The following is a 15,553-nucleotide window of genomic DNA, read 5'->3' as shown; positions in this document are numbered from 1 at the left end:
TATCTTTTATATAAGGATTCAGGTAGAACGCACATAATAAGGAGTGATTTCCGCTTCGAATTGCTCCCTTTTCATAGGATCTCAGAGTACTCGCTAGTCCCACAGGAATCGCACCTGCCTCCTTGATTATTATGTTCCAGCGGTATTTTAAGCTGCTTGGCTCATCTCCTAGAGTCTTACATCTTGTGTTTCAATCACCTATTCCTTTAATAGTTATAAATAAGAAGTATAAGTAATGTACCCGATTAGAATTGGGCAAAACATAGAAAAGAGAGTGGAATTTATTGACGAGGTTGTTTTTTTGACGAGAAGCGATTGACAGTAGTAGGAATAACCCATATACTTCAACTATGTTTAGTGCATAAAAGCATAAAAGCGTTTAAGTGAAAAAGAGATTGAGGGGAACAAGTTAATGAAAAAAGAGATAACATTTGGACAGTCGATCGGGATTGTCGTTGTTTTATTAGGACTTATTTTTGCATCATTATTTTTATTAGGCTTAGCACCACATGTTCCATTACTTATTAGTATTGTGACGCTTTGTATCATTGGGGCACTTATGGGTGTGAAATGGAAAACTTTTGAACATGGCATTATAGAAGGAATTAAAGTAGGGATTAAGCCCATTTTAATTCTTATGCTTGTGGGTGTATTAATTGCCGCTTGGATGGTAGGGGGAACAATTCCAACTATTTTATCGTATGGATTCAATTGGATTTCACCGCAGTATTTTTTAATTAGTGCACTTTTAATTACAATCTTGGTATCCAGCTTTACTGGAAGTACGTTTACAACGATTAGCACGGTTGGAGTGGCTTTATTTGGTATAGGGACGGCAATTGGAGTAAACCCAGGTCTTGCTGCAGGAATCATTGTTTCCGGAGCAGTATTTGGTGACAAAATGTCTCCGTTATCGGATACGACCAACTTTGCTTCCGGGATTGTGGGAGTACCGTTGACGACTCATATTCGTCACATGTTATGGACGACGTTACCAAGTATTATTGTAACGGCTGGGATTGCATTGGTCATTGGCATCAGCACACATCGAACGGGAGTAAACTATGGGGATATTGAAGCTGTACAAAATGCGTTAGGTGATACGTTTAATCTTAATCTCCTAACACTTTTATCACCGCTTGTTGTATTGATTTTATCTATTAAGCGATTTGATGTGCTTCCTACTTTGGTAATTGGAGTTATTATTGCCGTAATAACAGGGGTACTGTTACAGCCGACTGTTACATTAGGAAGCATGCTTGGCGCTCTGCAAAGCGGTGGTCAAATTGATTCCGGCAACGAAATTGTAAATGCTATCGTAACAAAAGGCGGACTGGACTCAATGATGTTTTCAGTGTCCCTTGTCATTATTGCCCTAGCTCTTGGTGGGTTGATGCGTGAGCTTGGCGTTGTTCAAGCTTTAATCGAAGGATTAGCTAAGCAAGTGCGAAGAAGCGGCGATGTAGTGCTGTCAACGATTCTTTCATCTATTGGCGTTAACGTTATAACTGGAGAGCAATATTTATCGATTTTATTACCTGGGCAAACATTCAAGCCGCTTTACGTAAAGTGGAACTTAAAGGAGAAAAATTTGTCTCGTACATTAGAAGATGGAGGAACGGTTATTAACCCATTAATTCCATGGGGAGTAAGCGGAGCTTTTATTTCACAAACCCTTGGTATTCCTGTGGTGGAGTATTTACCTTTTGCGTTTTTCTGTCTACTATGTCCAATATTCGCTGTAATTTTGGGTTATACAGGTCTCGGTATTGCTAAACAAAAATAATTTATGAAGTCAAAAGCCTCGCGTTCTTAAGAATTACTTAAAAACGCAAGGCTTTTTGTTATACTAATTATGTTTACTTGTTGCTGTTAAAGGTAATGAGAGTAGAAGCCTTAATCTTTTTCTTCCAAAAAAGAGAAAGTAGTAATACAATAAACCATAACGTTTAGTTAGAAGGTAATTTGTGAAGGATTCCACAAAAATCCTTTTTAGCAAACATTTAAAAAGGGTAAGGCAAAAAGAAACGGTTCATCATAAAAAGAGATAAAAGTTATTAATTGAGGAGAGGATTCTGTTTGAAAAAGTGGGGGTTCATTGTACTGCTTACCATCGCTGTACTTGGCGTGACCGCTGTTTTTTATCGAGCGGAAAGCGGCGATGTAAACAAAGAAAAAGTGCATTTATTTTCACCTTATGCTAGTAATGTTGATATATATCAAATCACTTATCCAAGCGATGGGTTACAAGTTAAAGGATTTCTATTACAGCCTAAAGACATTGTGGATAAAAAATATCCGCTGCTAGTTTATAATCGTGGTGGAAACCGTGAACATGGTATGATTCGAGATAAAACCTTGCGCTACTTATCATCATGGGCTGATAAAGGTTATGTTGTGGTTACGACACAATATCGTGGAAATGGCGGAAGTGAAGGGGTCGAAACATACGGTGGAGACGATATCCATGACGTCCTTAACCTTATTAAATGGGGAGAGCAGCTGCCTTATGTAAACCCTGAACAAAAAGTAGCGCTTGGCTATTCACGTGGTGGAATGATGACGTATTTAACAATGAAAAACGGCATATCTTTTGACGCCGTGGTTGTTCAATCTGGAATTACGGATATGTTTCAGTTTTATGATCAAAGGGGCTCTGAAATGAAGCAAGTGTTAAGAGATATTGTTGGAGATCCTAAGATGTATCCTGAACGATATAAAAGCCGATCGGTTGTCTATTGGAGTGATAAAGTAAATTCACCGCTTCTTATTTTACAAGGAGATCATGACAAAAAGGTACACCATACCCAGGCAGAAAAGTTAGTAGCGCAGCTTGAAGAACAAAATAAAGAGTATAAATACGTCTTATACAAAGGTGGAAATCATCCACTAAGCAACTATTATAATGAGTATAATGCAGAGATTGATAAATGGTTTCAACAGCATTTAGTTGAATAAAAGTGGAAAACATATTCGTCCGTTTTTCGTACATCCTAGAAAGGAACACTACAGAAAAGGATGATGAAACGATGACACAATCAAAAAGACAGCAAGAGCGTCAATGGAATGTACGTAAACAGTCGCAAAATCCATCTCATGGAAAAGTAAAGTCATTTGAAGAATTAGCAGAAGAGATTACGCCAAAAAATAAAAATAAATAATAAAACCCCCTCGATTCGAGGGGGTTTTTTGGGTTGTTTAAATTAAGGGTTAGTAGACCACATGCCGGCAGATTTGATGAAGATACGAGGATGTAGCTTCAGCTGCGCTACCATGATTTCTGCTAAATCTTCAGGCTGCATTACTTTTTCAGGGTTACCGTCTGTAAGGTTTTCTTTATATGCAAGCTCTGTAGCAACCGTACTTGGTGTTAAAGCAGTTACACGAATATTATGCTTGCGTACTTCAAGAGCAAGAGACTCTGTTAGACCTAATAAGCCAAACTTTGAAGCACTGTATGCACTTGTGACAGGAGCGCCTTTTTGTCCAGCAGTAGAAGAGATATTAATGATGTCTCCACCATTTTTCTCAATCATTTGTGGTAAAACGGCTCTTGTAACGTAATAGACACCCATTAAGTTGATATCAATAATTTGCTTCCATTCTTCAGGAGATAATTCTAAAAAGCCTCCAAATTTTCCGATACCCGCATTGTTAATTAAAATGTCTGCTTTACCTAGTTGGTTATGTAAGTAATCAACCGCCTTATTTACTTCTTCAATTGAAGATACGTCGGCTGTAGCATAAGCCACCTTCACACCAAGTGCTTCCACTTCTTGGGCAACGGCTTTTAAATCAGCTTCTGTACGTGCTAGTAAACCCAGGTTAACTCCTTCTTTTGCTAAATCAAGCGCTGTTGCTCGGCCGATACCTTTACCTGCACCAGTAATGATGGCTACTTTTCCTTGTAATGATTGTCCCATCTTCCATCACTCCTTCTGAATTAAATTATCCCTATTGCTAAAAATAAGCTGCAAATCATGTTAAATGAGCAGCTAAATAAATTAGCAATTTATCTAATCCTACAAAATACAGAGAAGCATTGTCAAAGCTCTTGCTCTATAAAGCGGTTAAAAATACCAAGATAGCTGAATAAATTTCCTGCATAAACAGAAACTATAAGGACTTGAAGAGCAATGCTGTGCCGTTTGAAAAATGGAGGATGAAGTATGCGAATAAAAAAACTATCAGAATTAAAAAGTCGATCTAAAAAGTCTAAAGAAAATGAATCACAACCAACAGCTGAATCTTCATCTTCCAATACTGAACTGTTAGAAAGCGTAAAAGATAATTTAGATGCGGTGAAAACAGAGCTTGGAGATAGTGCAGATGTGGTTTGTCGGGAATTTGCCATTTCAGTTGAAGAAAAATTTCGATTAGGCCTTATTTACATCGACGGATTGGCGAATGAAGATAGTGTACAAGAGTTTACGATGGAATCCATTATGCACAATCATACGAAACAGCTTGTTCATGATGACGGTGCTGTGAATATGTTTGAGCTCATTAAAAATTACAGCTTAGCAATCGGAGAAATTAAAGAAGTCACTCTTTTAGATGACGTTATCCTACATGTTTTATCAGGTGATACAGCTTTATTCATAGAAGGTTATCAAACGTGTATCATTGCTAGTACAAGAGGATGGGGAGAACGAGCCATTTCAGAACCACAGGCTCAAACCGTGGTACGTGGACCAAGAGATAGCTTTACTGAAACGCTGCGTACCAATACGGCACTGGTAAGAAGGCGAATTAAATCCCCTAATTTACGAATGGAGTCTCAGCAAATCGGTAAAGTAACGCAAACAGACGTAGCGATTATGTATGTAAAAGGAATTGCGGATCAGCAAGTAATTGAAGAAGTAAGGTCCCGACTTTCTAAAATTGATATTGACGGTATATTGGAGAGTGGGTACATTGAAGAACTAATTCAAGATGAAGGTTATACTCCGTTTCCAACTATCTACAATACAGAAAGACCAGATTCAGTATCTGCAGGTTTGTTAGAAGGTCGCATAGCAATCTTTGTAGACGGAACGCCGTTTGTTTTATTAGTTCCGGCTCTATTTATTCAATTCTTTCAAGCTGCTGAAGATTACTATCAGCGCGCAGACATTAGTACGCTCATTCGTATTATCCGATACGTTGCCTTTTTCTTAGCTTTATTAACCCCATCTGCTTATGTTGCGCTTACCACCTTTCACCAAGAAATGCTTCCGTTTGGTTTGCTTATTAGCATCGCAGCTCAGCGTGAAGGTGTCCCTTTTCCGGCTGTAATTGAAGCGTTGATTATGGAAGTGGTTTTTGAAATTTTACGCGAGGCAGGAATTCGATTGCCAAGAGCCGTAGGTTCTGCTATTTCCATTGTAGGTGCACTCGTATTAGGAGAAGCTGCCGTGCAGGCGGGACTGGTGTCACCCGCGATGGTTATTGTCGTATCGATTACAGCCATCAGTAACTTTGTTTCACCAGCTTACGATATGGCGATTGCTGTAAGGATGCTCCGCTTTGCTTTAATGCTTTTAGCAGCAACGTTTGGCTTGTTTGGTATTATTTTAGGCCTTATTTTAATGATTCTACATCTATGCAGTTTACGGTCATTTGGCATTCCATATATGACGCCAATGGCTCCGTTTGTCAGTCGAGATCAAAAAGATGCACTCATTCGTCGTTCGCTAAAGAAAATGAATACGAGACCAAAGCTCATTAGTGAACAAAATGTTGTACGTGAACGGTCAAATGATGAGAACTAGCTTTTATAAAGGTGGATGAAGCATGAAACGAATAGTACTTGTATTATGCATCTGTCTACTCCCATTATCAGGCTGTTGGAGTAGTCGAGAGCTAAATGAATTGGCCATCACCGTAGCGGTAGGTATTGACGAAGTAAAAGATGGAATTGAGTTAACCGTTCAAATTATTAACCCGGGTGACATTCAAGCCCAAACGCCGACGAATGGTCCCTCCGTTACTACGTATTCGGTTAAAGCAGATTCTGTCATGGAAGCTCTGAGGAAAATGACAATTGAATCACCTAGAAAAATATACTTATCTCATTTGCGGATGCTGGTTCTTAGCGAAGGAATTGCAAAACACGGAATTGCTGAAGTGTTAGATTTTTTCGCACGAGATCATGAAGTGCGAACCGATTATTTTGTCGTAGTAGCAAAAAATTCACGCGCTTCATCCGTTTTAAATGTGTTGACAACTATCGAAAAAATTCCAGCCAATTATATGTTTGCTGCACTGGATACGTCACAAAAAGTTTGGGCGCCTACGCGAGGTGTAAAGCTGAACGAGCTGATTAGTAACTTAACGAGCCAGGGCAAACATCCTGTGTTAACCGCTGTTCTTGTAAAAGGCAACCGTAAAAAAGGGGGAGATATGGAAAATGTCCAGCGAATTAACCAAGACACAATTCTAAACTTTAGAGGCCTTGGTATTTTTAAGGGAGATGAACTTGTCGGCTGGTTTAATGAAAGTGAAAGTAAAGGATACAACTACGTCACTGGAAACGTAAAAAGCACCGTCGTTGTTATTCCATGTGAAAAAAAAGAAAAATCTCATGACATTATTGGAGTGGAGATGCTTCGAACGAGTACGGATATTAAAAGTCGTATGAAAGATGGAAAGCCTGTAATTGAGGTGAATTTAAAAGGGGAAGCAAACGTTGCTGACGTAGAGTGTCAAGTTAACTTGCAAGATCCTGCTATGATTACTGAACTAGAGAAAAAAGCTGAACATGATGTGCGAGATAAAATGCAAAGAGCAATTAAAACAGCACAAAACGATTATCAAAGTGACATCTTTGGTTTTGGAGAAGTCTTTTACCGGCAAAATGTAAAGGATTGGAACAAAATGAGAGATAACTGGGATGAAATCTTTTCGGAAGAGTTAGAAGTGAACTTAAAAGTAGATGTACAAATACGTCGACTTGGCACGCTGAATAACTCATACATGAAAGAAATGCAGAATTAATGGAGCATGGAAAATTTACTGCTATTTTTAGGCATATTTAGTTTTTTAGCATATAAGGCGATTCTTCCTCTTTATAAACAAAGACGAATAAAAGAAATAGTGATATATGGAATATTTTCTGCTGTAGGAATGGTAATGTGGGTAGCGGTTATTTTCCGAATAACAATTCCAACTCCGCTGTATGCTCTTGAGTTTTGGATGCAGTCCATCATTGATGCTTTCTCTTCATTTTATTAGGTGTAGGTGTCCAGTATGAACCAAAAAGAAGTAATAAGTGGGAAACAGTTTTTTACATTAATCTACGTATTCTCCATTGGGAGTGCAGTTTTAGTTGTACCTACTGTATTATTAGCTGTGGCAAGAAACACCGCTTGGGTTTGTGCAATTATTGGAACGGGAAGTGGGCTCTTATTTGCAGGGCTTCTACTAGGGTTAATCAAAAAATACCCTCAATCGACGTTGATTGATATAGCGAAGAAGTCTTGTGGCAAATATGTCGGAGGAATAATTAGCGTGTTGTATTTGCTGGTGATGCTACTAGAGGGTTCTTTTTTGCTAAGAGATATTAGTAACTTTATGACTACTCAGATTGTGCCTGAAACGTACTCAAGCTGGATTCATATTCTCATCATGATAGCAGTTATGTATGCTGCCTATTTGGGAATAGAAGTGGTCGGAAGAACCTCGGAAATTTTCTTACCGTGGGTGTTAGTTCCATTCGTTTTGTTAATTATCTTAAATATTCCACAAATGAAGATTGAACGCATATTGCCACTCTTTTATTTAAAAGCAGACGAAATATATATAGGAAGCTTTTACTTTTTATCCAATCCTTTTTTGGAACTAATTCTTATTTTAATGGTTACTCCTCATGTTCAAAAGTATGAACATGTTAAGAAAGGATTACTTTACGGCGTAGTTGCTTCAGGTTTTACAATTATTATTGTGACTTTGTCTTGTATTTTAGTTTTAGGTGCAAATATTGCTTCTATGTATTTATACCCAACTTACCTGTTAGGAAAAATGATTTCCATTGGTCAAACCATTCAGCATATCGAAGTATTGGTAGCGATAATTTGGATGTTATCAATTTTCTTTAAAATTACCATTGTATTTTATGGCCTGAAAAAAGGCTTGGGCCAGCTTCTCAATTTAAACAATACCAATTTTTTAAATTATCCTATTGGACTGATTTTGTCAGCAACTGCTTACTATATTATTCCAAACACTACTTATTTTGGCTACTTTGTACAGAATTATTGGCCGTACTATCTGTTTATATTAAGCGTATTGATTCCATGTATATTTTTAGTTATTGGCATTTTTAAATGGAAGTCGGTCACAACACAGTGAGCAAAGGAGAGGAAAGAAATGCATCCACGCTTAGTAATAAGCAATTTTCAATTGTTCTCAATGATGCTTCTGTTTTTATTCGGCAGTGCAACCATTGTGAGTATTGGACAGGAAGCGCGTCAATCTGCATGGATTGCCGTTTTAGTGGGGATGTTAATATATTTACCTTTCTTTGCTCTTGTTACACTTTTATATAAAAAACACCCGGAAGCCACGTTTCCAACAATTTTAAAAATTGCTTTTGGAAAACATCTTGGAAGAATCATTTGCATGTTGTACGTGCTATATTTTATTTACATTGGTGCCCGTGTTCTAAGAGACTTTTGTGAGCTATTATTATTAACATCCATGAATCACACACCGCTAGTAATTGTTGGAGCGATTATGATGCTAGTGATTGCTTATGCATGCTTTTTAGAAGTTGAGCCTATTGCAAGAGCGAGCGTTTTATTATTAGTTGTTTTTATTGGTTTCATTGTATTAGGGTTCTTGTTACTCTTCTTTTCTGATGTTATGAATCCAGATCGCATGCAACCCATTTTAGGGGAAGGGATCGACTCAATTTTTAAAGCCGTGTTTCCTCTTATCTTGACGTTTCCATTTGGAGAAATGGTTGTTTTCTTAATGTTTAATCAGTTTGTAAAGGGAGAACGGTCTCTTAGGAAAATGGGAACACGTGCTGTAGTTATAGGTGGGGTTATGCTTAGTATGCTAAGTTTGATCAGCTTAACTACGCTAGGTCAACACTTGGTAGGATCATCGACGATTCCCCTTATTGTAACTGTACAGCAAGTAAATATTGGAGATATTATTCAACGAATGGATATGCTAGCTATTAGCGTTCTCATCATTGGTGGATTTGCTAAAGTAACGATTTTCGCATATGCAGCGATTGTAGGGATAAAAGAGATTTATCAAACGAATAGTCACAAGCTGTTGATTTTTTTAATTGCAATTTCGATCCTCACGACGACAGTTTTTATGTCCGATAACTCGGTCAAGCATTTAGATATAGGGTTAAAAGTGGTACCTGTTTGGATTCACATCCCTATGCAGTTTGTAATTCCAATTGTGACGCTGCTAATTCTCCAGTTGAAAAGTAGGAAGAAAAATAGAAGTACATAGCAATTTCAAAGGGAGTATGGTATAGTTAAGAACGAAAATTGAAAGAAGAAATGCCGTGCTCTATGTGCGGGAGAGGTTCGTAAACTCCCTCTATAAAAAACTAAGATCATCAGTGAGATGACAAATGGCGCCGTTTTAGGGGCTTTTTTCCTGTTTCTTTGTTTATAAGAAAGGGATTCTTAGTTAAGGGAGATTGCAAACACTGCAATCTCTTTTTTTTATATGATCTAAATAACGGAATGTTTTCTTCTTTGACTTTATATAGGAAAAGGAGACGAAAAAATGAAAAACGAAAAAGCAATTGTTGTATTTAGCGGTGGACAAGATAGTACGACTTGTTTATTTTGGGCGCTGAAAAACTTTAAAGAAGTGGAAACCGTTACGTTCGGCTACGGTCAGCGTCATAGTAAAGAGATTGAAGTTGCACAAGCCATTGCAAAAGACCTTGGTGTGAAGCACACAATTTTAGATATGTCGCTGTTAAGTCAGTTAGCCCCTAACGCACTGACAAGAGATGATATTGATATTAGCCAGGAGGAAGGGGAGCTACCAACAACGTTTGTAGACGGACGCAACCTTCTCTTTTTATCTTTTGCCGCTGTACTAGCTAAAAATAGCGGTGCACGTCATTTGGTAACAGGCGTATGCGAAACAGATTTTTCAGGGTATCCAGACTGCAGAGATGTATTCGTTAAATCCCTCAACGTAACGCTGAATTTATCAATGGATTTTGAATTTGTTATTCACACACCGTTAATGTGGATTGATAAAGCAGAGACATGGGGACTAGCGGATGAACTAGGTGCGCTTGATTATGTACGTGAACATACATTAACTTGCTATAACGGTATTATTGCAGACGGGTGCGGAGAGTGTCCTGCATGTAAACTTCGCAAGAGAGGTCTAGAACAATACCTTGAAACGAAACGAGGAGGGGAACAGTAATGCTTCAGCAAATTTACCCACAGGTAGTACATCCTTATTCGTACGAATTAAATAAAGACATGAACTTTGCCGCTGCGCATTTTGTTCCTCATGAGTCAGCGGGAAAATGTCAGCAGGTTCATGGCCATACGTATTTTGTGAATCTAACAATTGCAGGTAATGAATTAGATTCATCAGGCTTTTTAGTTAATTTTGCTACGTTGAAAAAGATTGTGTCTGGTCAGTTCGACCATACGCTTTTAAATGATCATAAGCATTTATTTAATGAAGAGGATGCGAATGATTTCCCAACATCTGAAGTGATTGCTCGAAAAATTTATGAACTTGTACAAGCTCATTTAGATGCGCTTGAAAATAAACCAGTATGTGTGCAAGTGTTTGTTCGTGAAACTCCTACAAGCTACGTTGTATATCGTCCAAAGAAGGTGAAGCGAGATGAATAATAAGGTTCCTGTACTCGAAATATTTGGTCCTACGATTCAAGGAGAAGGAATGGTTGTGGGGCGAAAAACAATGTTTGTGCGCACAGCTGGCTGTGATTATTCATGCAGCTGGTGTGATTCCGCATTTACTTGGGATGGGTCAGCCAAAAATGACATTCGTCAATTGACGGATGAAGAAGTCTGGCATGAGCTGCAAGCTCTAGGAGGAGATCGTTTTGATCATGTAACCATTTCAGGAGGAAATCCAGCGCTGTTAAAATCTTTAGATAAACTGGTGGACCGCTTGCATAACAATGGAAAGCAAGTCGCGCTTGAGACTCAAGGAAGTCGCTTTCAAGAGTGGTTTTATAAAATTGATGATTTAACTATTTCACCTAAGCCACCAAGTTCAGGAATGAAGACCAATTACGAAGTGTTGGACGATATTATTGAGCGTTTGAAAAACAAAGGACGAAGTCAACACATTAGCATTAAAGTGGTTGTGTTTGATGAAATAGATTTCAATTACGCAAAGCAGATTCATCAGCGTTATGCATCAGTTCCTTTCTTTGTCCAAGTAGGAAACGATGATTTGACGACAACGGATGATGATGCATTAACCCGCAAATTATTAGAGAAATATGAGTGGTTAATTGATCTTGTTGTAGCTTCACCGGATATGAATAATGTACGTGTATTGCCACAGGTTCATGCACTTGTATGGGGAAATAAAAGAGGCGTGTAAGCGTTCTTTAAAAAATTTACAAATAAAATACAAAAACAGATATGTACAAAATGAAAAAACGCTGTTAGAATGACAATCGTAGAAAGAGAGGAAACACAAATGAGTGGTCGTAAAGAAGAGGAATTAGAAGGTGTAACGCTTTTAGGCAATCAGGGAACAAAATACTTATTTGAGTATTCACCAGAAATTTTAGAGGTGTTTGATAACAAGCATCCAAATCGAGATTATTTCGTTAAGTTTAATTGTCCAGAATTTACAAGCTTATGTCCGCAAACGGGTCAGCCCGATTTTGCTACAATTTATATTAGCTATATACCTGATGAAAAAATGGTTGAGAGTAAATCCTTAAAGCTTTATTTGTTTAGTTTCCGAAACCATGGTGATTTCCATGAAGATTGTATGAATATCATTATGAATGATTTAATCAAACTGATGAATCCACGTTATATTGAGGTATGGGGGAAATTTACGCCACGCGGTGGAATTTCCATTGATCCATATACAAACTATGGTCGCCCAGGTACAAAATATGAAGAAATGGCTTCTTATCGATTAATGAATCACGACTTATACCCAGAAACAATTGATAATCGTTAATGAAAGCAGGTTGTCTTAACAACCTGTTTTCCAATGTAAACAACAACAAGGTGAGAAGGTGAAAGAATGTCACAAAGATCAGCATTAGTACTAGGAGCAAGCGGCCTTATTGGTCAAGAACTTTTACAGTTGCTTTTGGATAATCGCTTATATAGCCATGTGACAGTACTTGTTCGAAAGGCATTGCCAATTGAACATGAAAAGCTACGTCAGCTCGAAATTGATTTTGCAGAGCTTGAAAAGTATGAAAAAGATTTTGCAGTTGATGATGTCTATTGTTGTTTAGGCACAACGATGAAAAAAGCAAAGACGAAATCGAAGTTTATTAAAGTGGACTATGAATTTCCACTAAAAGCAGCAAAATGTGCCGAAGCAAATCGCTGTCAGAACTTTTTAACCGTTACAGCAATTGGTGCTGATCTGCGCTCCCCTTTCTTTTACAGTAAGGTAAAAGGTCAGGTGGAAGAAGATATTGCGAGCCTATATATTCGTTCGACGCATTTCTTCCGTCCATCACTACTGTTAGGCAAACGCAACGAGTTTCGTTTAGCTGAAAAAGTAGGGGAATACACTCTTAAGTCTTGCTCATTTTGCCTAATTGGTAAATGGAAGAAATATCGACCAATTAAAGCTTACAATGTTGCAAAAGCAATGATGAAAGCGGCTATGGAAGATAAAGCAGGTGTTCATATCCACGAAAGCCAAGATATTTTCACTGGAGAATGTTATTACTCATTTACAAATGGTAAAAAAGTAATTGCAAAGTAAAAGCCTCGAATTTAGAGGCTTTTTTCTTTTTTTAGAGGTAGCTATTTTTCTTTCCTTAAGGAAACTTTTTTAGTTTCATGCATATAATGAAGTAAAAGCATGAGGAGGAAGGAAATGAAATCGGTTAAAAAAGCGCAACAGTATGCGTATATGTTGTACAAACTCGGTATTTTAAGTAAAGAGCAAAAGGAAAAGATTTGTAACAAATAACCACCTAGTACTTTGTACTAGGTGGTTATTTGTTACATCGCATGATTGATAATGGTGTAATTTTTATGGTTTACAACCGTTCGCTGTTCTAAGTCTAGGTCACGATAGTTAGTCATATAAGTTAAGTCAACAATTACAGAGTTCTCATTTACTTTTTCTACAATACCTTTTAACCCATTTTTAAATTCAATTATGTTTCCTACTTCTGCAATTTTCATCGTAATCGCTCCTTTATCAGAATGTTTTTAGAAAATTTTCAAAAGTAAATCTAGTTAACGCTTTCTATTTTCTTTTTCTCAATTTTGCCTTAAATTGGTTAATTAGTAAAGGTTTTTTTAAAAAAATGTAAAAAAAGATGGTTTTTTAAGTAAATCCTTCGACAAAAGTAGGGTAATTCGATATAGTACTGACATATAGGATTATTTAGTGATTAAAACATTAGAAATAGAAGGTGTCAATTATTATGAGAAATACAGGATTAGTATTAGAAGGTGGCGGTATGAGAGGCCTTTATACAACAGGGGTTCTTGATTACTTTATGGAACAAGACTTATATTTACCTTATGTGATTGGCGTTTCGGCCGGAGCCTGTCATGCAACTTCCTATTTATCGCGACAAGTAGGAAGAAGCCGTCGAGCTAATCTAGATTATATAGATGATCCCCGCTACTTGTCACTACGAAATTATTTTAAGACGCGTGAGATGTTTGGAATGGATTTTGTATTTGATGAGATTCCAACTAGCTTAATTCCCTTTGATTTTGATGCTTTTCATAAGCGAACTGAACAGCTTGTAGTAGGGACAACAGACTGCGTAACAGGAAAACCTGTTTATTTTAACAATCATGAGAGCGATTTGCTGACCATCATTCGCGCATCAAGCTCGCTTCCATTTGTGTCAAAGGTAGTGGAATATGGTGGCAAGCAGCTGTTAGACGGAGGAATTAGTGACCCAATTCCGATAAAAAAAGCAGAGAATGACGGATTTAAGAAAAACATTGTGGTGTTAACGCGAAATAAAGGATATCAAAAGAAAAAATCCAGTTCATTCTGGTTTACAAAGCGATATTATCGTAAGTATCCTGGTTTAGTTGATGCATTAGAGAACCGCTATAAGCTTTATAATGATACGCTTGCTTATATTGACGAGCAGGAGGAAGCAGGAAATATATTTGTGATTCGTCCACAGAAGCCATTGGTAGTCGGACGAATGGAGAAAAATCGATCAAAGCTAGACGTTTTATATAAGCAGGGATATGAAGAAGCTGCAGAACAGTATGATAAACTAAAAGAGTGGTTAAAGGACTTTTCGTAGAAAGGAGTACATATAAATGAACCAAGAGGAAGTAATGAAGCAGCTAGATGCTCTCCGTGACGGGGAGATTCAAGAGCTGCACGTGCGTAAAGAGGATTTTTTAGGATTTCAGCCTTTGCTTGTAAGAAGAGAAGATTTCAAGCATTTTCGCGGAGTAGCTGGTCGAGGTGGGCACTTTACGTATTATTATACTGAAACGCCTCGCAGTTAAGTTGAAACGCTAGCTTTCTTGAGCAGACGCTTATATAATGAAGGTAATATGTAGCTATAGGAGGGATTACATGGACGATTTTCGAAAAAGTACAGCACCATTTTATTTTGCAGATTATATATGGAAAGATAAAAATGGACAAATGACATATGGGATGCTGTTAACAAACCGGCCAGCTGACGACCGGGAATACGACCTCCATTCATTATTAGAAGAAGCGTTTGTTGAGCATAAAAAGGTTTCATTAACAACGGTTTATGATAATAGTGAACAGCTACTGTCAGGCTATGTCCTAGATTTATCAGAAGATCAATCTGCGTTTACGTTTATGGATGATACAGGTGCTAAGCTCGTAATTGATTTCTATGATGTTGTAGAAATAGAGCTTGAGGATTAAAGAAGATGAAGCGTGTAAAATTGCGCTTCATCTTTTTTGTTTTGAAAGAAGGAAGAACGCATACAGTGAGGTGTGACTTCCACTCCGAGTAACCCCTTTTCCGACAAGGCTCGGTTTAACCCTTCTCTTAAACTGCAGGGTCTCAGAGCACTCGCTAATCTCATAGGAGTCTCATATCCTCACAATGTCTGGGGAAAGATATAGCTTAGAGTTCTTTTAAACTAATTGCTTCTGTTACTAAATGTAGTTATAGAATAGTTAGATGTGCACCTATTTCTAGAATTGAAATGATTTTGAAGTGAGTCAAAAGTCTGAAAAGGGAAATATAAACAAGGTAATACCTACCTCTTCGCACAAAATAATTCCTTCATTATGACAAATAAATAGGATTATTGTCATAATCGTGTTTGATTCGTAACGTTATTAATCAAACTAAAAGAAATGTAAAGGAATCGTTCGGTGAAAGAGGTACTACGCTATGTTAGAG

General features: G+C 37.6%; 17 protein-coding genes and 1 riboswitch. Of the genes, 15 read left to right on the top strand and 2 right to left on the bottom strand.

Features of this window, described 5'->3' with window-relative positions; translation table 11 throughout:
• The first annotated feature begins 412 nt into the window (after positions 1 to 412).
• The 3 genes from nhaC to V2145_RS13195 all read left to right on the top strand — a co-directional run bounded on the left by nhaC (position 413) and on the right by V2145_RS13195 (position 3,161).
• Positions 413 to 1,786: a Na+/H+ antiporter NhaC gene (gene nhaC / locus V2145_RS13205; RefSeq protein WP_094911619.1), complete on the top strand. Its 1,374-nt coding sequence runs from the start codon at positions 413 to 415 to the stop codon at positions 1,784 to 1,786.
• A gap of 293 nt (positions 1,787 to 2,079) precedes the next feature.
• On the top strand, positions 2,080 to 2,958 hold the full coding sequence (locus tag V2145_RS13200) for an alpha/beta hydrolase family protein (RefSeq protein ID WP_131886988.1): 879 nt from the start codon (positions 2,080 to 2,082) through the stop codon (positions 2,956 to 2,958).
• Positions 2,959 to 3,029: 71 nt separating this feature from the next.
• Positions 3,030 to 3,161: a DUF6254 family protein gene (locus V2145_RS13195; protein ID WP_247600318.1), complete on the top strand. Its 132-nt coding sequence runs from the start codon at positions 3,030 to 3,032 to the stop codon at positions 3,159 to 3,161.
• Between the two features lie 42 nt (positions 3,162 to 3,203).
• Here the strand turns inward: V2145_RS13195 and V2145_RS13190 are convergent, their stop codons facing one another.
• Positions 3,204 to 3,923: a 3-ketoacyl-ACP reductase gene (locus V2145_RS13190; protein ID WP_094911617.1), complete on the bottom strand. Its 720-nt coding sequence runs from the start codon at positions 3,921 to 3,923 to the stop codon at positions 3,204 to 3,206.
• A gap of 246 nt (positions 3,924 to 4,169) precedes the next feature.
• Here V2145_RS13190 and V2145_RS13185 point away from each other — a divergent pair, with 246 nt between their 5' ends.
• From V2145_RS13185 to V2145_RS13145, 9 genes are all read left to right on the top strand, one after another.
• Positions 4,170 to 5,753, top strand: a complete 1,584-nt coding sequence (locus tag V2145_RS13185; RefSeq protein WP_131886987.1) for a spore germination protein — start codon at positions 4,170 to 4,172, stop codon at positions 5,751 to 5,753.
• Between the two features lie 22 nt (positions 5,754 to 5,775).
• The gene (locus V2145_RS13180; protein ID WP_311858751.1) at positions 5,776 to 6,978 is read left to right on the top strand and encodes a Ger(x)C family spore germination protein; all 1,203 of its coding nucleotides are present in this window, start codon (positions 5,776 to 5,778) and stop codon (positions 6,976 to 6,978) included.
• 252 nt (positions 6,979 to 7,230) lie between these two features.
• Positions 7,231 to 8,331 (top strand): GerAB/ArcD/ProY family transporter, encoded by a 1,101-nt coding sequence (locus tag V2145_RS13175; protein WP_330987829.1) that lies wholly within the window; start codon positions 7,231 to 7,233, stop codon positions 8,329 to 8,331.
• An 18-nt stretch (positions 8,332 to 8,349) separates the two neighbouring features.
• Positions 8,350 to 9,456, top strand: a complete 1,107-nt coding sequence (locus V2145_RS13170) for a GerAB/ArcD/ProY family transporter (protein WP_311858746.1) — start codon at positions 8,350 to 8,352, stop codon at positions 9,454 to 9,456.
• A gap of 66 nt (positions 9,457 to 9,522) precedes the next feature.
• A riboswitch (PreQ1 riboswitch) is annotated at positions 9,523 to 9,566 on the top strand.
• A gap of 172 nt (positions 9,567 to 9,738) precedes the next feature.
• Positions 9,739 to 10,401 carry a 7-cyano-7-deazaguanine synthase QueC gene (queC, locus tag V2145_RS13165; protein WP_094911613.1) on the top strand — a complete coding sequence of 221 codons (663 nt, stop codon included), beginning with the start codon at positions 9,739 to 9,741 and terminating at the stop codon, positions 10,399 to 10,401.
• On the top strand, positions 10,401 to 10,844 hold the full coding sequence (gene queD, locus V2145_RS13160) for a 6-carboxytetrahydropterin synthase QueD (RefSeq protein ID WP_330987828.1): 444 nt from the start codon (positions 10,401 to 10,403) through the stop codon (positions 10,842 to 10,844). The genes queC and queD overlap by 1 nt, the downstream gene beginning before the upstream one ends.
• Positions 10,837 to 11,568 carry a 7-carboxy-7-deazaguanine synthase QueE gene (gene queE, locus V2145_RS13155; RefSeq protein ID WP_311858744.1) on the top strand — a complete coding sequence of 244 codons (732 nt, stop codon included), beginning with the start codon at positions 10,837 to 10,839 and terminating at the stop codon, positions 11,566 to 11,568. The genes queD and queE overlap by 8 nt, the downstream gene beginning before the upstream one ends.
• Before the next feature lie 99 nt (positions 11,569 to 11,667).
• On the top strand, positions 11,668 to 12,165 hold the full coding sequence (gene queF / locus V2145_RS13150; RefSeq protein WP_094911611.1) for a preQ(1) synthase: 498 nt from the start codon (positions 11,668 to 11,670) through the stop codon (positions 12,163 to 12,165).
• 66 nt (positions 12,166 to 12,231) lie between these two features.
• Positions 12,232 to 12,933 carry an NAD-dependent epimerase/dehydratase family protein gene (locus V2145_RS13145; protein ID WP_094911610.1) on the top strand — a complete coding sequence of 234 codons (702 nt, stop codon included), beginning with the start codon at positions 12,232 to 12,234 and terminating at the stop codon, positions 12,931 to 12,933.
• Between the two features lie 242 nt (positions 12,934 to 13,175).
• Here the strand turns inward: V2145_RS13145 and V2145_RS13140 are convergent, their stop codons facing one another.
• Positions 13,176 to 13,361: a YkvS family protein gene (locus V2145_RS13140; RefSeq protein WP_094911609.1), complete on the bottom strand. Its 186-nt coding sequence runs from the start codon at positions 13,359 to 13,361 to the stop codon at positions 13,176 to 13,178.
• 242 nt (positions 13,362 to 13,603) lie between these two features.
• On the opposite strand from V2145_RS13140, the gene V2145_RS13135 reads away from it, so the two are divergent.
• The 3 genes from V2145_RS13135 (at position 13,604) to V2145_RS13125 (ending at position 15,066) form a co-directional block, all read left to right on the top strand.
• On the top strand, positions 13,604 to 14,458 hold the full coding sequence (locus V2145_RS13135) for a patatin-like phospholipase family protein (protein WP_311859342.1): 855 nt from the start codon (positions 13,604 to 13,606) through the stop codon (positions 14,456 to 14,458).
• Positions 14,459 to 14,474: 16 nt separating this feature from the next.
• Complete coding sequence (locus V2145_RS13130) at positions 14,475 to 14,669, top strand: hypothetical protein (RefSeq protein WP_094911607.1); 195 nt, start codon at positions 14,475 to 14,477, stop codon at positions 14,667 to 14,669.
• Between the two features lie 70 nt (positions 14,670 to 14,739).
• Positions 14,740 to 15,066, top strand: a complete 327-nt coding sequence (locus V2145_RS13125) for a hypothetical protein (protein WP_094911606.1) — start codon at positions 14,740 to 14,742, stop codon at positions 15,064 to 15,066.
• Positions 15,067 to 15,553 lie beyond the last annotated feature (487 nt).

The organism is Priestia sp. GS2 (assembly GCF_036409025.1).
Lineage (GTDB): Bacteria > Bacillota > Bacilli > Bacillales > Bacillaceae_H > Priestia > Priestia aryabhattai_A.
This window is presented reverse-complemented; position numbering and strand designations above follow the sequence as displayed.